General features: G+C 60.4%; 19 protein-coding genes. 12 read left to right on the top strand and 7 right to left on the bottom strand.

Going from position 1 to position 22,629, the window contains the following annotated elements:
- Window positions 1-32 precede the first annotated feature (32 nt).
- Together H1B37_RS11675 and H1B37_RS11680 are read left to right on the top strand one after the other, a co-directional pair.
- Complete coding sequence (locus H1B37_RS11675; RefSeq protein ID WP_182866833.1) at window positions 33-584, top strand: CAP domain-containing protein; 552 nt, start codon at window positions 33-35, stop codon at window positions 582-584.
- Between the two features lie 143 nt (window positions 585-727).
- Entirely contained in the window at window positions 728-976 is a 249-nt protein-coding gene (locus tag H1B37_RS11680) for a hypothetical protein (RefSeq protein ID WP_182866834.1), read from the top strand.
- A gap of 62 nt (window positions 977-1,038) precedes the next feature.
- On the opposite strand, the gene H1B37_RS11685 is transcribed toward H1B37_RS11680, so the two are convergent.
- From H1B37_RS11685 to H1B37_RS11695, 3 genes are all read right to left on the bottom strand, one after another.
- Window positions 1,039-2,304: a DUF11 domain-containing protein gene (locus H1B37_RS11685; RefSeq protein WP_286177645.1), complete on the bottom strand. Its 1,266-nt coding sequence runs from the start codon at window positions 2,302-2,304 to the stop codon at window positions 1,039-1,041.
- Between the two features lie 119 nt (window positions 2,305-2,423).
- Window positions 2,424-3,215, bottom strand: a complete 792-nt coding sequence (locus tag H1B37_RS11690; protein WP_286177647.1) for a hypothetical protein — start codon at window positions 3,213-3,215, stop codon at window positions 2,424-2,426.
- A 106-nt stretch (window positions 3,216-3,321) separates the two neighbouring features.
- Entirely contained in the window at window positions 3,322-4,632 is a 1,311-nt protein-coding gene (locus H1B37_RS11695; RefSeq protein ID WP_182866836.1) for a hypothetical protein, read from the bottom strand.
- Between the two features lie 221 nt (window positions 4,633-4,853).
- Here H1B37_RS11695 and H1B37_RS11700 point away from each other — a divergent pair, with 221 nt between their 5' ends.
- The 9 genes from H1B37_RS11700 to H1B37_RS11740 all read left to right on the top strand — a co-directional run bounded on the left by H1B37_RS11700 (window position 4,854) and on the right by H1B37_RS11740 (window position 17,551).
- Window positions 4,854-5,945, top strand: coding sequence for a hypothetical protein (locus tag H1B37_RS11700; RefSeq protein ID WP_182866837.1), 1,092 nt, complete (start codon window positions 4,854-4,856; stop codon window positions 5,943-5,945).
- 121 nt (window positions 5,946-6,066) lie between these two features.
- A complete protein-coding gene (locus tag H1B37_RS11705; protein WP_182866838.1) occupies window positions 6,067-6,495 on the top strand; it encodes a hypothetical protein in 429 nt (142 codons plus the stop codon).
- A 197-nt stretch (window positions 6,496-6,692) separates the two neighbouring features.
- Window positions 6,693-7,937 (top strand): DUF1559 domain-containing protein, encoded by a 1,245-nt coding sequence (locus tag H1B37_RS11710; RefSeq protein ID WP_182866839.1) that lies wholly within the window; start codon window positions 6,693-6,695, stop codon window positions 7,935-7,937.
- Between the two features lie 103 nt (window positions 7,938-8,040).
- Window positions 8,041-8,742, top strand: coding sequence for a GntR family transcriptional regulator (locus H1B37_RS11715; RefSeq protein ID WP_182866840.1), 702 nt, complete (start codon window positions 8,041-8,043; stop codon window positions 8,740-8,742).
- Entirely contained in the window at window positions 8,727-9,692 is a 966-nt protein-coding gene (locus tag H1B37_RS11720; RefSeq protein WP_182866841.1) for a dihydrodipicolinate synthase family protein, read from the top strand. Before H1B37_RS11715 ends, H1B37_RS11720 begins: the two co-directional genes overlap by 16 nt.
- Window positions 9,693-9,887: 195 nt before the next feature.
- Window positions 9,888-11,318, top strand: a complete 1,431-nt coding sequence (locus H1B37_RS11725) for a sulfatase (RefSeq protein ID WP_182866842.1) — start codon at window positions 9,888-9,890, stop codon at window positions 11,316-11,318.
- On the top strand, window positions 11,318-12,913 hold the full coding sequence (locus H1B37_RS11730) for a sodium:solute symporter family protein (protein WP_182866843.1): 1,596 nt from the start codon (window positions 11,318-11,320) through the stop codon (window positions 12,911-12,913). Before H1B37_RS11725 ends, H1B37_RS11730 begins: the two co-directional genes overlap by 1 nt.
- Before the next feature lie 11 nt (window positions 12,914-12,924).
- Entirely contained in the window at window positions 12,925-14,373 is a 1,449-nt protein-coding gene (locus tag H1B37_RS11735) for a sulfatase (protein ID WP_182866844.1), read from the top strand.
- Window positions 14,374-14,569: 196 nt separating this feature from the next.
- Window positions 14,570-17,551: an exo-alpha-sialidase gene (locus H1B37_RS11740; protein ID WP_182866845.1), complete on the top strand. Its 2,982-nt coding sequence runs from the start codon at window positions 14,570-14,572 to the stop codon at window positions 17,549-17,551.
- Between the two features lie 233 nt (window positions 17,552-17,784).
- On the opposite strand, the gene H1B37_RS11745 is transcribed toward H1B37_RS11740, so the two are convergent.
- The 3 genes from H1B37_RS11745 to H1B37_RS11755 all read right to left on the bottom strand — a co-directional run bounded on the left by H1B37_RS11745 (window position 17,785) and on the right by H1B37_RS11755 (window position 21,373).
- Window positions 17,785-19,626: an arylsulfatase gene (locus tag H1B37_RS11745; protein WP_182866846.1), complete on the bottom strand. Its 1,842-nt coding sequence runs from the start codon at window positions 19,624-19,626 to the stop codon at window positions 17,785-17,787.
- 167 nt (window positions 19,627-19,793) lie between these two features.
- On the bottom strand, window positions 19,794-19,997 hold the full coding sequence (locus H1B37_RS11750; RefSeq protein WP_182866847.1) for a hypothetical protein: 204 nt from the start codon (window positions 19,995-19,997) through the stop codon (window positions 19,794-19,796).
- Between the two features lie 128 nt (window positions 19,998-20,125).
- Entirely contained in the window at window positions 20,126-21,373 is a 1,248-nt protein-coding gene (locus tag H1B37_RS11755; RefSeq protein ID WP_182866848.1) for a DUF1559 domain-containing protein, read from the bottom strand.
- A gap of 442 nt (window positions 21,374-21,815) precedes the next feature.
- On the opposite strand from H1B37_RS11755, the gene H1B37_RS11760 reads away from it, so the two are divergent.
- Window positions 21,816-22,331 (top strand): carboxymuconolactone decarboxylase family protein, encoded by a 516-nt coding sequence (locus H1B37_RS11760; RefSeq protein WP_182866849.1) that lies wholly within the window; start codon window positions 21,816-21,818, stop codon window positions 22,329-22,331.
- Here H1B37_RS11760 and H1B37_RS11765 read toward each other — a convergent pair.
- Window positions 22,304-22,585: a calcium:cation antiporter family protein gene (locus H1B37_RS11765; RefSeq protein WP_182866850.1), complete on the bottom strand. Its 282-nt coding sequence runs from the start codon at window positions 22,583-22,585 to the stop codon at window positions 22,304-22,306. The genes H1B37_RS11760 and H1B37_RS11765 overlap by 28 nt on opposite strands.
- Between the last annotated feature and the right edge of the window lie 44 nt (window positions 22,586-22,629).

Here is a 22,629-nt window from a genome sequence, read left to right on the forward strand (position 1 = left end):
CGCGAATTCACAGATGAAAAGGGATTGTTTTGATGAAATCACGTTGGATGCTTCTCGTCGCGTTTGCATTGACCTCCGCCGCTATCGCCCAAGGGGGCGCGTTCGACGAAGTCAACGCGTGGCGCCGCGGGGCGGGATTGCCGGAATTGATCGAAGACCCCGAGATGACCAAGTTCGCGCAGCGAAAGGCGGAGTACCGAGCCGCCCGCGGGTTGAAGAACGGGCACCAAGGGCCTTCGGTACCGGGCGGTTGGACCGAGGGTTGCGGCGAAGCGACGGCAACCTGGGGATGGTTGACCTGTGCGACGGAGTGTGATTTCCGATACGCCGGTGCGGGGATCGCAACCGGGGCTGATGGAGAGCGGTACATGGTGTTCGTCGGTCGCGGCGGCAGCGGACGGGCGTTGATCAATCCCAACAGTTACCCGATCATCAAGACCGCGCACCTGACGCCCAAACCGATCCGTGGGTTGGTGAAGGCCGCTGCGTCGGCAAAGAATGTCGTCTCAACGAAAGCCACCGCCTCGGCAAAGGTCAGCGCCGCGGCTGCCCAGCGCTGTCCCAAGTGCGGCCGAATTCACTAACCGCAGCGTAGCAGCGGCTCAAGCCTGAACACCAGCGCCGTTGGTGTCTAGCCTTTGGGCGACTCCTCTCCCTGCGAAGCAGCGACCGTTGGCGGCTAAAGCCTGGGCACCAACATTGATGCCCAAGCCACTTGGGGAGGAAGATGAATTGGGGAGCTATTTCCCGGATTATTTTCTTCGCCGCGCAGGATCGGTGCCGGACCGGGTTAGTTGTTGCGGCGGACTGGATTTCAGCCGCCAAACGCTACTCGATCCCGGTACGGGTGCAGAACGATGTTCCATTCGAAACGGAGGCGCTACTGCCGCCGAAAACGTTAACTCACGCTCGAATCACTCCAGGCACGTCAGTTGATGGCGGATCCGGGGCTGACGAAATCATCGACCTGCGGTGACGCATTCCTCTATCCGGTCGGAGGTCAATTGGATTTCCCCCAGGTCGCAACCTCGCGTTGCCCTACCGCACCCGGCACTTGAACTCGATCTTGGCGGTCTCGCCGACGGCCAGCGGCTCGGCGAGTGTCCACTTCATCCTTACCGAACCGGCGGCGTTTCCGGTGGTGGTGAATTCAGCCGTGCGATCGCATTGCTGCGAGTCTTCGAGATACTCCAGTCGCCCGTTCAGGCTGTCGGCGATTTCGATGTTGCTGACCGGCGAGTCGCCGACGTTTTGCACGTGAATCGCGAACGACACTTCGTCACCCTGTTGGGCATGTTGCTTGTCGGCGACCTTGATGATTTGCAATCGTCCGGCATCGGGGAAATCGTATTCGACGAACCCTTCGACTTTGGCGTCACGCGTCAGCACCGGCGGTGTCAGGCTCTCGATCATGACTTCGACCGCATCGCGGACCATCCAGGATTGGGCGGCCACGGCGCCTTGCTGCAAGATGGCGATTTGGGATTCGTCCAAACGATTGGGCGAAATCGCGTCCAGCGTCGCCAGGATTTCCAACGCGTCTTCGGCCAGCAGCGGTTGCACGATGCCTTCGACCGGCACGCCGCGGTTGCGATCACGCATCGCGTCGACGCGTCGAGCGACGTCCGCACGGGCCAGTTCCAGACTTTCGCCGACGACCAGGCTGGGCTGCGTCAACCCAATGCCGGTCGGGCCGACGGGCTGCGAAGTGCCGCGAAGTCCGATCGCCTTCTCTCCGGCCACCGCACCGCTGACTTGACGTACGGCGCCAAAGCGAGGCGAATACAGACAGACGGTGTTGCTTTGCTGGACCTCGATCTTGCCGGCTTCGGTGGTGTAGTGAACCACGGCATCTTGGGGCTCCAGCCCGCCGATCCGGTCGTCCACCATCACGCGTGCTTGCGGGGGAACGTCGCCGCCGTTGCACAAGAATTCTTGCGGATCCAGCGGCTGTCCCATCGCAAACGGCGACGTGGCAGGGGCACATGCTTGGCACGCGGCCCCCTCGGTGCTTTGAATGCACCCCTGGCAGGTTCCGGAGGGTTGGCCCGCCTGATCGCTCAAACGACCGAAATAGCCGACTTGGGCGACTTCACTTGTTGCAGCGGCCGGTTGCCCCGCGGACTGGACCGATGACGTGTCGGCGACGCCGGGGACCGCCGGTGTTTTCCCACCGGGAGTCAACTCGGGTGTCGGGGCCTGGTGGATGCCCGGCAGATGGGGTGTCCCCGGCAACCGCAATCCCTTGGTCGCCCCCGGTGACTGGCACCCGGCCAAGACCATCATCGATGCCAGCAATGGCATTGCGGCGTACGTGCCCCGACAGAAAAAGCCGCGAGATGCAAAGCAGTGGATCATGGTCGGATGATGTGAAAGGTGAGTCGGGAGCAAAGGGTGTGTTCAACCGGCGACGATTGAATCGATCACGGTTGCTGCGGCGCGGGATCGGGTTTGTAAATCGGTGCCCAGGCGGGAAAGCCGAAATAAAACTGTGATTCCAGTGCCGGATTGCGCGGCGGTGACTTGGAACCGAGACGCACGATGGCGATCGGTCGACCGAGTGAATCGGCGGTGGCAAGCGCGTCCTGGTCCAAGGGGATATCGATCGGCCGCGACTCGGTTCGTTGTTGGGCCAGCGGGATCGCCGTTTGGGGATCTTCCAGGTAGATCACCCGCGTGACCAAGTTGCCGTCGAGGGCCTCTTCCAAATCCGTCTCGCTCAGGTTGATCGGGATCGGATAAAGCGTTTCCAGTCCGGGTGGCGGATAGGTGCGGCCGATCAATTCGACGGTCGGATACAGTTCGGCGCCGATCGCCCCGGGGATGCCGGTGATTCGAAAACGGTACACCGCACCGACCATCAATCCGGCCATCAGGTTCGGCTCGCTTTCGGCGTGGCTGCCCGCTAGCGGCAGTGAGAACTCGGTTCCCTCGGGTCCCGAGAACGCGACCGGTTGAAACGCGCCTTGGTGCATGGTCACCGCCGCGGGGCTTTGCCAAATCGCTCCCGGAGGCAGTGCTTTGTGATACAGCGGATGTCGGCCACCGGTGGGCAGTGGTTCGGCTGCGCCGGCGACGCTGCTGAACAGCCCGGCGACGCTGCTGGACAGGATGATCAGTAGCAGAAAGGCGAACATGCAAACCATTGCACCAGCACGGTGACTCGATTCGGGCATGTCGATCGCGATGGCGATGGTTTTCGGCCTGGTTTGCATAGTGGTTCACTCAAACGTGGGCGTCGGTCATCCGAGAATCAGATGCCGACGCCGCGTGCTTTCAACAGTTACCTCGATCAGCCCTCCGAATTGCTACGCCCTGGGATCAGGGTTGGCAATTCGGATCGACTGACTGGCTGCCCTCAAAGAGGGGGCGTCCGGCAGGAGCACCCGGATGGATGTTCTGCTCGGTGATCCGCACCCGGCTGACCGGGTTGGGATAGCTGTACCCGGGCTGGTGTCGCACGGTCGTTTTCATGGTCCCGACCGGTCGTGGCAGATTCATCGGCGTGCGATTTTTCATCACGTGCTTTTTCAATCCGGCGGGCGATCCCAACGGGATGTGCGGCGGTCCGGGCAACCCGATCGGAGTGCCGCTGATCGGCATGCCGTATTGGGGTGCATTGACGCCGGCGATCATGCCGGGCAATTGCGGCGGAGCGGTTGCACAGACGCCACCTTCGGGGCAGCAGCCTTCGGTCGACGCCGGGGCGAACGGAGCCGGCAGTCCGGCGATCGGCGGAGCCATTCCCAGACCCATGCCGCCCGAGCCGGGCATTTCGATGTCCTTGTCACCCAATCGGATGATTGCCAGGATCGAACCACGACGGTCGGCTTCGACGATCGGGTCCACCCCCGGATCCAGCCGGGTGCTGACCAGGGTATCAATCCCTGCCAGGGCCGGGCCTTGGAAATCGGGATCGGGCAAGTACAGCACCTTGGTGACAAAGTTACCGGTGACGACCTGATCGAAATCCTCTTCGTCAAACTGAAGCGGGATCGAATTGTGGGCCAGGTAGGCGCCGGTACGCGGATTGGCGTAAGCCAACTCGATCGTCGGATACAGTTCCACGCCTTCGCGCCCCGGGATGTTGGTCAGCTTGATGCGGAACAAGCCACCCTGGGGAAAGTTTTGGCGGGCGGGGACGATCAATGGTTCGCTGTCGAACATGCCGCTGCCGCTTTGATCATAGCGGACTTGCATGCCTTCGGGGCGACCGAAGGTGACTTGAACGGCTTGGTTGACCGGTGCGGCGACCATCATGCCGCCCATGCCGGAAACGGTTCCGCTGGAGCCGTTCATGCAGCCGCTGCAGGCGGCACCGCCGCCTTGCATCCGCTGGACGAATCCGACCTGCTGGATCTCGCTTTGGCTCGCCTCTCCGCCGGCGGCGGCAATTTCCGAGGCGACGTCCGAGGGCAGCTCGTTGGCTGCCACCCCGCCGGGGCCGGCCGGAGCCGCCATGGCACCTGCGTACGGCGGCGGTCCCAGAACACCGGGGCCGGGGCCTCCGACTCCGGGGCCAGGTTCCATCAGTTGCTGTGCCGGCGGCAAATTGTGGCGAGTCGGTACGCATCCGGTCGCGACCATCGCACCAGCCGCAATCAGCGACAAGTGAGTGACGAATCGTTTCATCTTTTCCCCCATTCCTTGGGTAGCACCGCGCTCGAATGCGGTTTGCGGGTCGGTCCCGCCTGGGCTGAAAAATCAAAGGTAGTTCTTTGTGCTCGATCTGCCTGGACGTGCGACCCGAATCGCATCTACGATTCGCGCCACGCAGCAGACAGAACGGCCACGTGATGTACCCATCGGCACGTTGTGTCCCGATTCTTTGGAAAAATCGCCACAACCCGACCATGAAGATCGATCGACACGACCCCGATCCGCCGAATCGACGCGTGAAACGTTGTTTCACGGCGAAGGCGTGTCGACGGTTCATCGGAAGTGTGCTGGCAACGCTGCTGACGCTTTCATCTTTGACGACACCATTCAGCTTTGGCCAGCCGCCGCCGAGGGCGACCGAAGCACCGCCATCGCTGCACACCGACCACGGACCGCCCGGCGAAAACGCCGGCCCCGACCATCGATCCGAACAGCAACGCGTCAATGACCAACAACGCGCCGCCGCCTTGATCGATCAAGTCATCGACCGGCTGGCCAACGGTGCCGCGTTCGACTGCAAAGTCCGACAGCGCGTGCGGACGGCCGGACGTGAAGTGCTGGGCGTGGGAACCTACCTTCAAGTCGGCGGCGGCAGCGGACAGTTTTCCTTCCAAGTCGAAATGCACGACGGCGATGGAAAACATCGGCTGCAACAGATCAGCGACGGGCGTTTGACTTGGACCCGCACCCAGATCGCCGGCGTCGTGTCACTCAGCCGCGTCGACGTGGGCTGGTTGGATGAAGGCGCCCGGACCCTGCGTCGCAACGACCGCATCAAACCGAGCATGTTGGTGGGGGGCCCGAGTGAAATGCTCGACAGCATTCGGCGAGACTACGACTTGAAACTCGGCAAAAGCTCGCTGTCCGGACGACCGCTGTTGGTCGTCATCGGGACTTTGAAACAGACTCGCCGTGACCAGGTCGCGGCGTTCTCGCACGGCGGCGTCCTGCCGCCGCTGTTCCCCACGCGAGTCAACGTCGCGATCGCCCAAGACGACGATCCCGAAATCAAGTTTGGCAAAGGGTTGCCGGTGCGAATCGAGCACTTCAGCGATCCGATTGCCGAACCCGAGGACGCTCAACCAGAGGCCGCCGAGGTGCCCCTACAACGGCAGATGATCTCGCTGTTGGAATTCTATTCGATCCGCCCGGTTGCCCCGCCGCCGATCCAACGCTTTCGATTCGAGAATCAAGACACCGAAATCGACTTCGTCAACGAAACCGGCCGCTACGAAAATCGCTTCAACATCCGAGTCAGCGCCAAAGAACGCCAGCGGTATCGCTGAGTCGGGAACAGGAGGAATAGGCAAATACGGGGATTTCAACTTGACGAACCGGGCCCTTCACTGGAACGTATAGGCAGGCAACTCCTCCGATTGCGTTGATCAAGTCACTCCGAATACCTACATGAACTCGCTGGCCGGCAAGACGATTTCCGTGCTGCTGTGTGGTTTGGTCCTGCTGGGCCAATCTGCGGCGTGGGTGCACGTCGCCGCTTGCGAGGGGGTGTGGGCGACAACTCAGACGCGAGTGGAACGCACTGATCTGCGTTTCACCGAAAGCGATCACGGGCATTCCGGCTGTGGGCATCATCATGATCACCGGCTCCCATCGACTGCCCCGGACAATCACGAACCGCCATCGCCGGAACCCTCACACGACAGCGACCACTGTGCGGTCTGTCAGGCTTTGGCCTGGACCGGCGGTTCGGTTTTCAACGAGTCGCTTGCCGTATTCGGTGATGCGATTGTCGAACGTCAATCGGTAGTTGATACGCCGTTTGTCGAGTGCTTCGTCGTCTCCTGGCCGCGTCTCCGCGGCCCGCCGATCGCCTGAATGAAACCCTGGGGCTGTCTCTGGTCTGTCCAGCGGGCTTGTCGCTTCCCCATTCGCATATCGACCGCGATTCCGGCGGTGCAGCGCTGACAAATTGCTTTGCGATCGCCGAGCTTCTATCAGGTCGCCGCAACTGAATGTCGCAGAATCCATGCAAACGTTCGCTCGATCATTCTTCATTTAGCAATCACATGTCCATGCCTCACTCAAGTCGTGCGCGCCACCCGCGCCCGCAGCGAGCGTTCACGCTTGTCGAATTATTAGTCGTCATCGCCATCATCGGGATCCTTGTCGGCCTGTTGTTGCCGGCCGTTCAAGCGGCACGCGAAGCGGCACGGCGGATGAGTTGCAGCAACAACTTGAAACAACTCGGACTTTCGCTGCACAACTACCACGGAGCCTACAAACAGCTGCCCACTTACAAAGGCGGCACGTGGGTCAACGGCCTGGACGGATCGACCGACCAGGACAACCGCATGGATCTATCGATCTGGGTCGGGCTGATGCCCTACATGGAGCAGCAGGCGCTGTGGGGCCAGATCAGCAACCCCAATTCCGACCTGGCCAATTCGGACAATCGCCGCACGCCGCCCTGGCCGGCGATGGGACCGCGAACCTCGCAAGCCAACTACCCGCCATGGATGGTCGAGGTTCCGACGCTGCGTTGCCCCAGCGATCCGGGGACGGGATTGCCGGCGATGGGGCGTACGAACTACGCCGCGTGCCTGGGGGATTCTGTCGTGCTGATGGACCAAGGCCCGTGGCACCAAGTCAACAACGTCGTCACGTCACCGCCGATCGCGATCGCGGTCGAAGCGAACACATCGTGCCGCGGCGCGTTTGTCGCCCGCAAACAAATGCGTTTCCGCGACGTCTTGGACGGCTTGTCCAACACGATCTTTGCCGGCGAAATCACAACGGATCTGGGCGATCGCGACAAACGAACGATCGCCTCGATCCAGGGCGAAGACGATGAGATTCGTGACGAGCCGGATCACTGCGAGCACGAGGGCTACATCAGTCCCGAGCGCCCGCGGTTTTGGTCCGATGGGACCGACGGCGGCACCGCACCGACGCTGGCCGCCAGCAATCAAGGACGCGGCTTTCGCTGGGCCGCCGGTGGAACCGTCTACACGGCGATGAACACCATCCTGCCGCCCAACAAGGACCTGTGCCTGGGTGGCGATGCCGCCGGCGACGAAAACTCGATGGGGATCGCCCCGCCCAGCAGCCGTCACCAAGGCGGCGTTCACGTCTTGATGGGCGACGGCGCCGTGGTCTTCCTGACCGATTCGATCGAAGCCGGTGACGTGCACCACACCAACGTCTGGAGCGGTGGCACCGGCGCGTCGGTGCCCGGCGCGCAAAGCCCCTACGGATTGTGGGGAGCCCTGGGAACGCGCGCCTCTCGCGAAACCGTGCAAGAACAGCTCAATCAGTGAGCTGACTGACGCGCCGCTCGCTGACGCTTCCCGCTGGCAGGGTCTTGCACGCCGCTTGCGACCTGCTAAAGTCTATAGACCTCTATGAACTTGAGCGTCTTCCGTGACTTCCACCCACGCCCAATTGGCCTACCAACATCTCCGATCGCGGTTGATCGCCGGCGAGTTCCAGCCGGGGAGCCGGATTCGCTACGGCCCGATCGGCCAGCAGCTTGGCATCAGCGCCACGCCGGTCCGCGAGGCGATGGGCCTGCTGGCCAACGAAGGGTTCGTCGAACTGGTCCCCCAGCTCGGCGCGGTCGTGCGCACGATCGGACGCGACGAACTGGTCGAACTGTACGAGATGCGCGAAGCGATCGAGCCCTACGCGGCGGCCAAGGCGGCCGAGCGGGCCAGCCCCGCGCAACTCGATGCGATCCAGCGTGCCCTGGGACGGATGCGGTCGATCGCCGCCAAGGTCGCCAAGACAAAGAGCCGGACGGCGGGAAAATGCGACACCGCTGAGTTTGAAAAGGCGGACCTCGGGTTCCACATGCTGATCATCGATGCGACCGGCAATCAAACGATGGTCCGTTCCAGCGAAAGTTCCAATGCGCTGGTACGCGTGTTTTCGGCCGATCGACATGCCTACGACGCGACCATCATGGAAGCGACCTGTGACGATCATGCCTCGATCCTTGACGCAATCCGATCCGGGGACGCCGCGCGGGCGCGCGATGCGATGCAGCGTCACATCGCCTCGGGACTGCAACTGACGCTGCAAGAAATTGAATCCAGGGAAACCAATCGATGGGAAGTGCCGTGACGGACAATGCCGGTGGACAATCAGAAACACAATCAACCACGCTTTCGTTGCAAGGCATCGTGCCTCCGTTGGTGACGCCGTTGTCGGCCCGCGACCAATTGGACCATGACGGGCTGCAACGGTTGCTGGACCATGTCATCGGCGGCGGTGTTGCCGCCGTGTTTATCCTGGGGACCACCGGCGAAGCGCCCAGTTTGAGCTACCGTTTGCGTCGCGAGATGATCGAGCAATCGGTGCGGATCGTGGCCGGGCGTGTGCCGGTGTTGGTCGGGGTCACCGACACCGCGTTTGTCGAATCGGTGGCGCTGGCCGAGTACGCCGCCCAGTGCGGCGCGGATGCGGCCGTGCTGACAACGCCGTATTACTTTCCCGCCGGCCAAACCGAACTGACTCGCTACGTGCAAAGTATCGCGCCGAAGATCCCCTTGCCGCTGATGCTGTACAACATGCCGGGGCTGACCAAGGTCTGGTTCGAAATCGAAACGCTGATGCGGCTTGCCGAGATCCCCTCGATCATCGGCGTCAAGGACAGCAGCGGAGACCTGGAGTACTTCGGGAAAGTTTGCCAACTGAAATCGCAACGTCGTGATTGGCAGGTCTTGATCGGCCCCGAAGCGTTGTTGCCCCAGGCACTCGAACTCGGCGGCGATGGGGGCGTCAATGGAGGTGCCAACGTGATGCCGCGAGTCTTTGTCGATTGCTACCGGGCAATCAAAGCCGGCAACACCGAAGCGGCCGATGCCGCCTTGGCGACGATTTTGAAGTTCCAGGAAATCTACGAAATCGGAAAGTATGCCTCGCGGCACATCAAGGCGACCAAGTCGGCACTCTCCCTGATCGGAATTTGTGAAGACCTGCCCGCCGATCCCTTCAACCGGTTTTTAGAGCCGCAACGCGAACAGGTCGCCGAGGTGTTGCGCGAGATCGGGGTGTTGGGGAGAGCAGACTGAGGGAAGGCAGGATGATGCGGGGCAAAACGATGGGGGCAAAACGATGGGGGCAAAACGATGGGTGGCAGAATGATACGGGGCAGAATGATACGGGGCAGAATGATGAGGTACGAAACGATGGGGCGATGCGAGTCTCTGAGCAGTCGAACCTGAAACCTGAAACCTGAAACCTGAAACTCATTCCAGGCGGACTCAATGATGCGAATCCTTGTCACCCTTGCGTTGGCATTGGTAATCACGTCGCACGTGATGGCCAGCGATCGGCTGAACGTGTTGTTCATCGCGGCGGATGATTTACGTTGCGACTTGGGGTGTTATGGGCACGCGTTGGCCAAGACGCCGCATCTGGATCGATTGGCACAGCGCGGGATTACTTTCGATCGGGCCTACTGCGCCCAGGCGCTTTGCAATCCTGCCCGCAGCAGTCTTTTGACCGGTCGCCGACCGAACACGTTGACGCAGTACAATTTGACGAAGCATTTCCGCGACGCGATTCCCGACGTCGTGACGCTGCCGCAGCACTTCAAACAGAACGGTTACTTTTCCCAGAACGTCGGCAAGATCTTTCACAACTGGGCAACGGAGGTGAAAGGCGATCCGGCTTCCTGGAGCGTGCCGGCGGTGATGCATTTTGGGTCGCATCGGCACGACGATGCGAAAGTCGAAGGAGAGCTTCCGCCGAATCTTGCCACGGCGATTCGGTGTGAATGTCGTGACGTTCCCGACGACGCCTATTACGACGGGCGGATCACAAACCTCGCGGTCGATGCCTTGCGAGAGCGCGCTCAATCGGACCAGCCGTTTTTTTTGGCGGTCGGTTTTTGGAAACCCCATTTGCCCTTCAACGCGCCCAAGCGATATTGGGACTTGTACGATCGCGACGAAATCCCATTGCCACCGTGTCCGCAGTGGCCCGACGGAACACCCCGCATCGCCTGGCATAACAGTCAGGAGTTGTTGGGAAAGGCCAAGCCGGCGACGTTGTCGCCCGACGACGAACAGGAACTGCGTCACGGTTATCTGGCCGGCATCAGTTACATGGATGCACAAGTCGGGCGGCTGCTCGCTGAACTGGAGCGATTGAATCTGACCGAGCAGACGTTGATTGTGTTCTGGTCCGATCACGGTTTCCAGCTCGGCGACCACACACTGTGGTGCAAGACGTCTAACTTTGAGCTGGACGCCCGCGTTCCACTGATCATTGCACCGCCCGGTGGTGTCGCGGTCAAGCGGAGCGACGCCATCGTGGAGTTGCTGGACCTCTATCCGACGCTGGCGGATTTGTGTGGGTTGGAACGTCCCGATGGACTGGAGGGCGTCAGTTTAAAGCCGTTGATCGACGGCGTGGCGGACAAGGTCAAGGATGCCGCTCTGACACAGCACCCGCGACCGTCTTACTATCGGCATCCGATGGACGCGATGGGGCACAGCGTCCGCACGGATCGGTTTCGCTACACCGAGTGGCGTTCCCACGATGACGGCGCGTTGATCGGAGCGGAGTTGTATGACCACAACGTCGACCCGGCCGAGTCGGTCAATCGGGTCGATGAAGACGCCTACCAAGTTCACCTTGCCGGATTGCGCCGGGTTTTGAAGTCGTTGTCGGGAGAAAACAATCAACCGTGATGATCGCAGCGACATTTTTTACGGGCATCGACTGGTCGGTGCTGGTGGTCTACTTCGTCGGCATTCTGGCCATCGGGGTGGTGTTTTGGCGGCGCAACAAATCCGCCGACGACTTCACCGCCGGCGGTCGTTCGTTGCCGGGGTGGTTGTGCGGCATGTCGATCTTTGCGACCTACTTGAGCAGCATCAGCTACCTGGCGCTGCCGGGAAAAGCGTTCGTCGACAACTGGAACGCGTTTGCGTTTTCTCTCGCCCTGCCACCGGCCGCCTGGATCGCGGTTCGATTCTTCTTGCCGATGTACCGGGCGTCGGGTGAAGTCAGCGCGTATTCTTTGTTGGAGCATCGGTTCGGGTTGTGGGCGCGGCTGTTCGCCAGTTCGTTCTACCTGCTGTTTCAAGTCGCCCGCATCGGCGTGGTGATGTACTTGATGGCGTTGCCGATGGCGATTCTGTTCGGCTGGGACATCCGCACGTTGATCCTGGTGACCGGCGTGATCGTCACGGCGTATTCGTTCATCGGCGGCATCACGGCGGTCATTTGGGCCGATGCCATTCAAGCCTTCGTGCTGTTGGGCGGCGCCTTGTTGGCGCTGGTGATTTTGCTGATGGGCATGCCCGAAGGTCCGGCGCAGGTGTTTTCTGTCGCATCGGCCGAGGGGAAATTCTCGCTGGGCAGCCGATCGTTGACCGAGGTCGCCACGCCGACGCTGTGGATCGTGTTGGCCTATGGGCTGTTTGAAAACCTGAAAAACTTTGGGATCGATCAAAGCTACGTCCAACGCTACATCGCCTCGAGCAGCGATCGGGAAGCCCGCAAAAGCATCTGGCTGGGGGCGTTGTTGTACGTTCCCGTCAGTGCGTTGTTTCTGTTCATCGGGACGGCGCTCTACGCCTTCTATCAGAATCATCCCGAGGACATGGACGCGGTGCGGAACATTGTGGCAAGTCAAAAGTTGATGCAAGCGGGCGTGGATCCCGACGCGGCCGACTACGACGCCCAGCTGCAGATGACTGCGTCCGGGCTATCTGAAACTGACTTGGGTGACCGAGTCTTCCCGCACTTCATCGCCGCGCACTTGCCGGTCGGCGCTCGAGGACTATTGATCGCGGCGGTGTTTGCGGCGGCGATGAGTACGGTTTCGACGGGATTGAATTCATCGGCGACTTTGGTGATGAGCGATTTTTACAAGCGACTGCTGCGGCCCGATTCCAGTGACCAGGCCAGCGTGCTGGTGTTGCGCGCCGCGACGTTGGTCTGGGGAACACTCGGCACGATCGTGGCGTTGATCCTGGTGCGATTGACCCACAGCGTGCTGGACATCTGGTGGACGCTTTCCGGTGTGCTCGGTGCGGCCATCATCGGGTTGTTCCTCTTGGGAACGACATCGCCCAGACTACGAGAGCGGCCGGCGATTTTGATTCTGGCCGCGGGAGTCGCGTTGATCGCTTGGATGACGTTTTCAAAGACCGCTTACTGGCCGACGTCGCTGGAGTCGATCGCCAGTCCGTTCCATCCTTTCCTGGTGATCGTGTTCGGGCCGGCGGTGATGGTGATTTTGGGGTTGGTCGTTTCGCGTGGAAGGGCAGTGCAATGAAGCAAGGGCGAATGAGATTTCCGGCAACGTGCTGGTGGTTGTTGGCGATACTGATCGGCATGACCGCTGCCGCCAACCGTGGTGCCGTCCGGGCATCGGATCCGCCGAACATCCTGTTCATCCTGGCCGATGATCTGGCCTGGTCGGACCTGGCGTGCGACGGACATCCATGGCACCAGACCCCCAACATCGATCGCTTGGCCGCCGACGGCATGCGATTCAGTCACGCGTACGCTTCGGCGCCGATCTGCAGCGCCTCGCGGGCCAGCCTGATGACGGGTAAAACGACGGCTCGGCTGGGGTTCGAATTTGTCACCAAGGACAAGCCGGGGTTCCAGAAGATCGAGGGGACGACGTTGCTGCAGGCGCCGCCGTTGACATTGAATTTGCCGTTGGCGGAGTCAACCGTCGCCGAGCATTTGAGTGGACTGGGGTACCAGACGGCGTTCTTCGGCAAGTGGCATTTGAATCAACATCACGGCGGCTATCTGGGCTGGAGTCCGACGCACGGGCCGGCGGCGCAGGGTTTCGAAACCGCCGTCGAGGACTTCGGCGCACACCCGTATTCATGGAAACGCAATCCCGTGAAGACCATCGAACGTGCCGGAGAGTACGCGGCCGATTCGATGGTCGACCAGGTCTGTCAGTACCTGGGCAAAAAGCACCAGCGACCGTTCTTTGCGATGGCGTCGTCGTTCTATGTCCACACGCCGGTGAAGACTCCCTGCCAATGGCTGGTCGATCGATTCGACCAGGTCATTCCCCAAGACATCGCCAATCGAAAGCAACGTGTCGCCTATGCCGCGTTCTTGCAGACGTTGGACCATCATGTCGGCCGAATGCTGGATGCCCTGGACGCATCGGGACAAGCCGACAACACGCTGGTCGTGTTCATGTCCGACAACGGCGGGCACCCGGAATACGTTTCCAACGCGCCGCTGCGCGGTTCGAAATGGAACCTGTACGAAGGCGGAATTCGCGTGCCAATGATCGCCCGCTGGCCGGGCGAAATCGATGCCGCGAGTGAGTCCGATATGCCGGTGGTCGGCTATGACTTGTTGCCGACCTTTGTCGACGTCGCTGGCGGTGCGGTCGAGAACGTCGACGGTGTCTCGATCCGAGGTGTGTTGCACGGCGAATCCGTCGCCTCGGATCGCAGCCTGCTCTGGCACTTTCCCTACTACCATCCCGAACGCGGGTACAAGGACGCCAAGCGGACGATCGGGATCGACGATTTTCGCGTCAGCCAAACCCGTCCCCAGTCGGCCCTTCGTCGCGGCCGATACAAGTTGATTTGGTTCGCCGAAGACGACCGCGTCGAGCTATATGATTTAGAATCCGACCCTGGTGAACAGCACGACTTGTCGGCGACGTCCGCGGAGATCGCAGACACGTTGCGCCGGGAATTGCGATTAAAGTTGAAGTCGATGAATGCCCGGATGGCGACGCCCGTCGAATGAAAAGAGGCAGAATGATACGGGGCAGAATGATGTTTGTTACCGCTGAGCCTACGACCTGTCCTCCTCCAGCCTCCCCATCATTCTGCCTTCCCGCCCTATCGCCCGATCCTTGCGCCTTTCCATCGTTTTGCCCCCATCGTTTTGCCCCTGAATCATTCCGCTCCCTCTCCTTCCTGTCCCCTCCTACGACAAAACTATGAATCGCCCCACCCGCCACCTCCTGCTACTTTGCCTTGCCGTCGCGGCCGGTTTTTCGCACGCGGCCGATCCCGATTGGAAGCTGCAACCACTCCAGTACAACAACCCGGGCCTCGAAGTCGATCTCGGCGTCGGGCTTTGGGCCTGGCCGATGCCGATGGATTACGACGGCGATGGCGACTTGGATTTGCTGGTCGCTTGCCCCGACAAACCATCCGGCGGCGTCTATTACTTTGAAAACCCAACGCAGGACCCGAGCATCAAAATGCCCGTGTTCAAACCTGGCATTCGGCTCGGCAAGGCAGGTCACAATCTGCAGGTCAGCTATGTCGATGGGCAGCCGAGGATTCTGCAACCGGGGAGTGAATTTCCGCGTGACGCGTCAACGGGCAGGTTTAATTTTGACAAGCCCCAAAAGATCTATCCCAAGTCCAACGTTCACGCCAACAAGGTCCGCGGCAACATGTGGCGCTACGTCGACTTTGACGGCGACGGTGACCAGGACTTGGCGGTCGGAACGGGTGACTGGACCGATTATGGTTGGGACCATGCCTACGACGCCGCGGGGCGATGGCGGAACGGGCCGCTGCACGGAAACGTCTACATCATCCGCAACGAGGGAACCGACCAGCAACCGGAATACTCCGCGACGCCCGCGCGTTTAACCGCGGCCGGCGGCGACATTGATGTCTACGGTTGGCCCTCACCCAATTTCGCGGACTTCGACGGTGACGGAGATTTGGATCTACTGTGCGGCGAGTTCTTGGACGGATTCACCTACTTTGAAAACATCGGATCACGCACGGCGCCGGTCTACGCAGCCGGCATCAAGCTCAATGACAACTTGGGCGCCCCGTTGGTGATGCATCTGCAAATGATCACGCCGACCGCGATGGACTGGGACGGCGACGGCGACATCGATTTGATCGTCGGTGACGAAGATGGCCGGGTCGCGTTGATCGAGAACACCGGGCAACTGCGGGACCGCCAACCGGTTTTCTTGCCGCCGCAATACTTTCGCCAACAAGCCGACACGCTCAAGTTCGGTGCGCTGGCGACACCGTTTGCCTATGACTGGGACGGCGACGGCGACGAAGATATTCTTTGCGGCAACACCGCCGGGAACATCGCCTACTTTGAAAACCTGGGCGACGGCGGCAACGGGTTGCCCAAGTGGTCGGCACCTTCGCTGGTCGAAGTGCAATCGGCCGATGGGCGGACCAGTGCACCGTTTCGTGTGATGGCCGGACCGAGCGGTTCGATCCAGGGACCGTGCGAAGCGAAATGGGGCTACACGACGCTGTCGGTTGCCGATGTCGACCGCGACGGTGACCCGGACATCGTCTACAACTCCATCTTGTCCCGTGTCCAGTGGTTGCGAAACGACGGCGGCGTGCTGGTTCAGGCCGAGACCGCCGGGACGCCCACGGAGGAACCGCCGGCGTGGTATTGGTGGCGGACCAAGAGCCAATCGGCACTGACTCAGTGGCGGACCACACCGTTGGTGATCGATTTCGACGCCGACGAAAAACTGGATCTGGTGATGCTGGACCAACAAGGCTATCTGACGCTGCGAAAAGATGCCGGTGAAGCACAGCGTGTGTTCGTCGATGAGCAGTTGAACCCGATCCGTTTGAACTCGAAATCCTGTGGCGGATCCGGACGCTACAAACTGGCCGTCGTGGATTGGGACGGCGACGGGCGACTGGACGTGCTGGTCAATTCCGAGAATGCGATCTGGTATCGCAATTGTGATACCATCGAGGGCAAGATCGTGCTGAAGCGTGTCGGCAACCTTGCCCGCCGCAACGTTGCCGGGCACACGTCCAGCCCCTCGGCCTGTGACCTGGATCGCGACGGCAAACCGGATTTGATGGTCGGGGCGGAGAACGGACGGATCTACTACATCGCCCACGACGACTGCGTTCAGTTTTCTGAAGAGCAAACCACGGCCAAGGTCGACGGTAAAACGAAGCAGCCGAGGATGCCCGGTCTGGTCAGCGAAGAGTTCATTTCCAACAAGATGCCGACCAAAGAATGTCACGCGTCGACGATTTGTCAAACCAGCCGCGGCTTGGTCGCGGCCTGGTTCGGCGGGACGAAAGAAAAGCACAAGGATGTCGGGATCTGGACCAGCTATCACGACGGCAACCGTTGGTCATCGCCGTCGCAAGTCGCCACGGGAGTGCAACACGATGGATTGCGTTATCCGTGTTGGAATCCGGTGTTGTTTCAACCGCCGGGAGACGCCCCCACGTTGCTGTTTTTCAAAGTCGGCCCCGACCCGCAAAGCTGGTGGGGTGAGATGATGGTCAGCTATGACCGCGGACGAACCTTCCGCGACCGAGTCCGTTTGCCCGAAGGGATCGACGGCCCGGTGCGTTGCAAGCCGATTTTGACCGACGATGGGCGTTTATTGAGTGGTTCGTCGACCGAATACGACGGTTGGCGCGTGCATTTCGAGAAAGTCGATCTGGTCGGCGGTCAGCCCGCGGGAACGTGGACGCGGATCGGGCCGATCAATGACGCCTCAAAATTCAATGCGATCCAGCCGACGATTCTGCGGCACGGCGACGGCAGTTTGCAGGCCTTGTGCCGCAGCAAGGAGGGCGTGATCGTCAGCACCCGCTCGGCAGACGGCGGGAACACCTGGTCGGAACTGAAAGCGTTGGACCTGCCGAACCCCAATTCGGGGATCGAAGTCGTTTCACTGGCCGATGGGCGTCACTTGTTGATTTACAACCATCTGGGCAGCGGTCGCACAGGTTGGGGACGTCGGGGATTGTTGAACCTGGCTATCTCCGAAGACGGTGATCATTGGACACGTGTGGGAACGTTGGAGCAAGAACAACGCGCCGAGTTCAGTTATCCCGCGATCATCCAGACCGATGATGGCATGGTCCATGCCACGTACACCTGGAAACGGCAGAAGGTCAAGCACGTCGTGATCGACCCGGCGAAGCTGGTCCCGGAGGAGTGATTGCCGCTGCGGGCAACGTTGTTTTGGCGTTGCCGCCACGTAGCCACCTAGGGCATGCTGTGCATGCCAACGGGCCGTCAGGCACAGCCTGACCTACGCCTCCAGGTCCCGGGATCCGCCCGGGAGTGAGGGGAAAACGTAGCTACCTTCGCCAGAAGGTGGATCCCCGACGTATTCCACGCTCTGGCGAGCGTAGCTACGTCGAGGTGCCGCTGTCCACATAGGAACGAGGGTCACTCCACCCGTTCCAGCGTGATCCGATTCAAACGCATCAATTCGCGTCCCGGGCACGTCTCGACTTCGGCGACGAGTTCCACGCGGCCTTGTTCCAGGTGCAGCGTGCCGGCGACGTGACTTCCAAATTGGTCGGCGGTCGCGCTGGCCAAGATCTCGTGCGTGATCGCGTCATCGCCACTGCGGAGGGTTAGCGTGCCGCCGGCGTCGATGGGGCGGCATCCGTAGGTCAATCGAACGCGGTACCGTCCGGCTGCGGCGACGTCCAGTTTCCAACTCGCCCGCTCACCGGGATCACGCCAACCCTGGATCGTGTCCCAGTCGTAGCCGTCGAAGACATATTCGATATTGTCGCCCGTCCAGGTCGACCAGCTCGGTTCGATGTCGACGGGGGCTTCACCGACCGGCACCGGAACCGGCGTGTAGGATTGGCCCGCGGTGACATCGGCGAACCAGCGGACGAATTCGCGTCGCAATCGATCGACCTGCTGAGGATGTTTTGACGCAAGATTGGTCTTTTCGCCGGGATCTGCCTTCAGGTCGAACAATCGCCAATTGGATCGCGAAGGCGTGGCGGTGCGGCCGACCTGGCACAGCAATTTCCAGCGTTCGTCGCTGATCGACCAACGTTTATCGGCGTTGGGTTGGTAGCGATCCCAGGTGTGGTAAACAAACTCGTGATGTGATTGATCGGTCTCGGTGGTCAGCAACTTGACCAGGCTGACGCCATCGATGGCGCGATCCTGCGGGACTCGGGCGCCGGCCAGTTCACAGAACGTCGGCAACCAGTCGACGTGTGAGGTTTGTGCGTTGACAATTTGTCCCGGCTTGATTTGTTTCGGCCAGCGGACGAAGCACGGCGCCCGGACTCCGCCTTCGTAGACACTCGCCTTGTTGCCGTTCATCCCGCCTTTGAAATACTTGCTGACGCCGCCGTTGTCACTGGTGAACACGACCAGCGTGTCGTCGGCGATTCCGACCCGCTGGAGCGCGTCCAGCAATCGTCCGATATTCTGGTCGACGCGTTCGACCAGACCGTAAATCCGCGCTTCACGCATCGGCAGCCCGCGATCGAGATACTTTTTCAGCGTCTTGTCGCCTTCGGGTTGGGCATAGTGCGAGGTGTCCAACAGGAAGGGGGAGTGCGGCGCGTTGAACATCATCGCACAAAAGAACGGCCCGTCGTGAATCTGGACGGCGTGTTCGATGAAGTCGATTGACGCGTCGGTAAACACATCGCTGACGTAACCCCGCGCATCGACGGGGCGTCCGTTGTGGTAGACCTGGTCGGGAAACTGGTAGCGTTCAATGTGGCCGTGGTAGTGGCCGAAAAACTCATCAAACCCACGTTCTTGTGGCTGATAACCCGGGTATTTACCCAGGTGCCATTTGCCAAATAATCCGGTCCGGTAACCTGCCTTCTTCAATAATTGGGTGACGGTGATTTCGTCCAGACCCATCGAATCGCCGCCGAACCGCGTGTTGTACAACCCGGTCCGCAGGTAATAGCGACCGGTCATCAATCCGGCTCGCGTCGGTGCACAGACCGGCGCGGCATAATAGCGGTCCAGTTGGATCCCCTGCGCGGCGATCGCGTTCATGTTCGGCGTATCGATGTGCGGATTCCCGGTCACGCCGGTGTCCCAGTACCCTTGGTCATCGGTCATGATGAACACGATGTTCGGGCGTGGCGGTGCTTGAGCCTCTACCAAGGGTAAGCACCAGAGATGCGTCAACGCCATGACCGCGACGATCGCCGCAGGTGCAATCAATCGGTGTCGCCGATGATTGGAAAAGACCTGGCGGCAATCCGGCAGCGTCCAAGCAATGAAGTGAAACATGTCGTGATCCATTGTTTGACAGGCGGGCGAAGACTGCGGTTCTCGACAATCGCTTTCCTCTGTCTTCACCGTCTCGTCGGATGCAAGCCTCACCGGTCGTGGGGCGATCGCCGAAATTGCAACCTGATCGATTGTGAAGTCCCGCCCACCGAAACCATCAAAACCGACTAGTTACCGGTTTCCTCGGATTCTTCATCTGCGGCCATCAACTTGGCTTCCTCTTCCATGTCGACCGCCATTTCCGGGTTGTCAGCCAGGAATTGTTCGATGTCGTCGGTGTCGGAAACGGGCTCCGCCTGGTTGCCGCCACATCCTAGAGTCAATGGTAGGGAGAGGAAGCATGAAAGAAACAGGTAGTGAAGGGTTCGCATCGGGCAACTCCCCTGAATGAACTGGAAAGGAAGAAACGTTGAGAGCATGAAAGGTTCGATGGGTTAGAAGAAAACCCCACGGGCAGAACCGCGGGGTTTTCTTGTCAAATTGGGTCACAACGGAAACGCTACTGGTTGAGTTGTTCTTCGATGGTTTCGCTGCTGGCGCGAGTGCCAAGGGAGCCCCACAGTCCGAACGGGCTGGGGGATCCCGCCGGGGTGCAGCAGTTACCGATACGTGCCTGGGCAGCTTCTTGGTCACCCGATTCAACGGAATCGGTCATGAAGATGACGGCGCCGTCGGCCATCAAGATATGGCATCCCCCTTGATGCCGGCTACTGGGCGGGAACACCCCTTGTCCCATGATCCAGTTGGTCTGGTGCAGGCATTGCGTGCTATTGGGCGGCGTGATCGTCGTTATCCCGGTGTAGTAGGGAACGCCAAATGCCCAACAGTAACCGCGTCCGCGCTGGCCACCGCTGGCGGTGTTGGTGCCCGGCGCGTAGAACCGAGGCCGGTCGGGGTCACGAAAATCTTCACACGTATTCGAGTTTCCAGCCAACCAAATGACGACCTCCGAGCGGGCCGACGTCGTCGTCACGTTGCGATCCCCGAGGTCGGTGTTAATCTCGCCCATCGCAATCGAATTGGACAAGCCATCGAGGATGTCGCGGAACTTGTTGTCCGTGCGAGGAACAAAGACGCCACGCTGGGCGGCGCGGACCGCGCGTGCCCTCCAGTTAGCCATATTGCCACTGGAATTGACCATGGTGCCCCAGTCGAACAATTGCCCCCGATGTCCCATGTGGCTTGCATCGCCCAAAGAGACCGCATAGTTGGTGCGTCCTTGGGCTGGCAGCCCGAACCCCGGGTCGCTCGGGCACCGCAGTGTCGGAATTTCCGTCAACCATGGTTCGTAACGTGATGCACTATGGCCAAGGCTACCGCCCAGCGGCTTTTGTGGACTCGGTCCCATCGCCTGGTAAATGTCCCCGTTCTGATCCCGCAGCGGCTGGGAGATTTTGTCCCAGATCGCCTGCTGTTCCAAGAATGGGGTCAATGGCACAAGTGCGCTCAAAAACATCTGGTTGTTCGCCGTCGGCGGCATGAACCGCTCCGCCCCACCGTTGGGCATTCCGAACGGCCGCGTCGTTCCGCCATTGTGCATCGGCAATTGTTTGTATGCCGCATGGTAGTTGTGAAGCGCGATACCGATCTGTTTGAAGTTGTTACTGCAACTCATCCGCCGCGCGGCCTCGCGAGCAGCCTGAACCGCCGGCAATAGCAAACCGACAAGAATGCCGATGATGGCAATGACCACCAAAAGCTCTACCAGTGTAAATCCGTGTCGCCGATTCCCTCTCGTTGTACTCATACCGAAAGACTCCCAAAAAGATGAAAAGATGCGGTCCCCCCTTTTGGTGAAGGAACTCCGCACGGCTGAACCTAACACAAAAGGGATGCAGCTTCAAATTTTATTCCTGCCGCAGAAGGCCCCGAACGCCATCCGCATCGCCGATCTGGGGCAGCAATCGTGCAATGCGACCAAAGAGGACGCATACGACTTAAAGGTCCCATTCGATCTATTGGTCCTATCAACCCCCACGTCCTAGGCGGCGTCGTCTGGACCATCCACGGGGTGCAAGATATCCATCAAATTGGTGACGCCCCGTTCCACCCAATTCCGGGCGGAAACCGGTTTCGCATTCCTGCGGCACTGATTTTGCACCGTCCCGGCGAATCACGGTTTCACACACCGCTGACGTTTGATCGGCCGCGCTGGCCCTACTCATTCCCCACCTTTGCGAAAGAAAAACATGCCGCACGTTCAACCGCTGAAACAATCTGAGGCACCTGCCAAGTCACAACCCATCTTGAAGGCGATCGAAGAACAGTTTGGTCAGTCATTGAACATCTTCAGTACGCTCGCCCACCAGCCTGATGTGCTAGGGGGCACCACGCAGATCAACGACGGCATCCGCGAGGATTTACCTGCGAAGTTTCGTGAACTGGCCTATTTCAAGTCATCCCAGATCAACGGTTGCGAGTATTGTTCACGCTACCATCGCCAGGCCGCCAAAAAAGCCGGCGCCACAGACGAGCAGATCGAGGCGATCGATCGCTATGCACAAAGCGACGCCTTTGACGACCAAGAAAAAGCGGTGTTGTCCTATGCCGAGCAATTGACCAAGACTGCGGCGGTTGAACCGAACACGGTCGCCAAGGTCAAGGAATTCTTGAGTGACAAGCAACTGGTCACTCTTGCAGCGACCGTCGCGTTGGCAAACTTCACCAATCGCATCAATCACGGTTTGGACATCGAACTGCCATGAGCACCACTCATTTCGACCGGATCGTCATCGGCACTGGTGCCCGCCCAAGACCGCTGGACACTTCCGGTGCGGAGCAGGTGATCCACCGTGATCAGTTCGGGCAAAGACGTCGCCGCCGCCATGAACAGCCCCCCAACCATGGACTCGGAGACTCCCGTTTCGGTCACCAAGTCGCCGGCAGTCTCCGCGACCAACATGCCACAGCCGAGCATGAGGGTGCCGATGAACAGCAATCCGCCGACCAGCTTGCCCAAGTTTTCGTTCTCGGCGCCCTGTTCCGGTTCATCTTCAACCGTTT

The sequence above is a fragment of the Stieleria mannarensis genome (assembly GCF_014154935.1).
Taxonomy (GTDB): domain Bacteria; phylum Planctomycetota; class Planctomycetia; order Pirellulales; family Pirellulaceae; genus Stieleria; species Stieleria mannarensis.

Excerpts from the sequence above, each read along its gene's own strand:
- H1B37_RS11675 (WP_182866833.1), top strand. The coding sequence starts at position 33 with ATGAAATCACGTTGGATGCTTCTCGTCGCGTTTGCATTGACCTCCGCC.
- H1B37_RS11680 (WP_182866834.1), top strand. The coding sequence starts at position 728 with ATGAATTGGGGAGCTATTTCCCGGATTATTTTCTTCGCCGCGCAGGAT.
- H1B37_RS11685 (WP_286177645.1), bottom strand. The coding sequence starts at position 2,304 with ATGCCATTGCTGGCATCGATGATGGTCTTGGCCGGGTGCCAGTCACCG.
- H1B37_RS11690 (WP_286177647.1), bottom strand. The coding sequence starts at position 3,215 with ATGCAAACCAGGCCGAAAACCATCGCCATCGCGATCGACATGCCCGAA.
- H1B37_RS11695 (WP_182866836.1), bottom strand. The coding sequence starts at position 4,632 with ATGAAACGATTCGTCACTCACTTGTCGCTGATTGCGGCTGGTGCGATG.
- H1B37_RS11700 (WP_182866837.1), top strand. The coding sequence starts at position 4,854 with ATGAAGATCGATCGACACGACCCCGATCCGCCGAATCGACGCGTGAAA.
- H1B37_RS11705 (WP_182866838.1), top strand. The coding sequence starts at position 6,067 with ATGAACTCGCTGGCCGGCAAGACGATTTCCGTGCTGCTGTGTGGTTTG.
- H1B37_RS11710 (WP_182866839.1), top strand. The coding sequence starts at position 6,693 with ATGCCTCACTCAAGTCGTGCGCGCCACCCGCGCCCGCAGCGAGCGTTC.
- H1B37_RS11720 (WP_182866841.1), top strand. The coding sequence starts at position 8,727 with ATGGGAAGTGCCGTGACGGACAATGCCGGTGGACAATCAGAAACACAA.
- H1B37_RS11725 (WP_182866842.1), top strand. The coding sequence starts at position 9,888 with ATGATGCGAATCCTTGTCACCCTTGCGTTGGCATTGGTAATCACGTCG.
- H1B37_RS11730 (WP_182866843.1), top strand. The coding sequence starts at position 11,318 with ATGATCGCAGCGACATTTTTTACGGGCATCGACTGGTCGGTGCTGGTG.
- H1B37_RS11735 (WP_182866844.1), top strand. The coding sequence starts at position 12,925 with ATGAGATTTCCGGCAACGTGCTGGTGGTTGTTGGCGATACTGATCGGC.
- H1B37_RS11740 (WP_182866845.1), top strand. The coding sequence starts at position 14,570 with ATGAATCGCCCCACCCGCCACCTCCTGCTACTTTGCCTTGCCGTCGCG.
- H1B37_RS11745 (WP_182866846.1), bottom strand. The coding sequence starts at position 19,626 with ATGTTTCACTTCATTGCTTGGACGCTGCCGGATTGCCGCCAGGTCTTT.
- H1B37_RS11750 (WP_182866847.1), bottom strand. The coding sequence starts at position 19,997 with ATGCGAACCCTTCACTACCTGTTTCTTTCATGCTTCCTCTCCCTACCA.
- H1B37_RS11755 (WP_182866848.1), bottom strand. The coding sequence starts at position 21,373 with ATGAGTACAACGAGAGGGAATCGGCGACACGGATTTACACTGGTAGAG.
- H1B37_RS11760 (WP_182866849.1), top strand. The coding sequence starts at position 21,816 with ATGCCGCACGTTCAACCGCTGAAACAATCTGAGGCACCTGCCAAGTCA.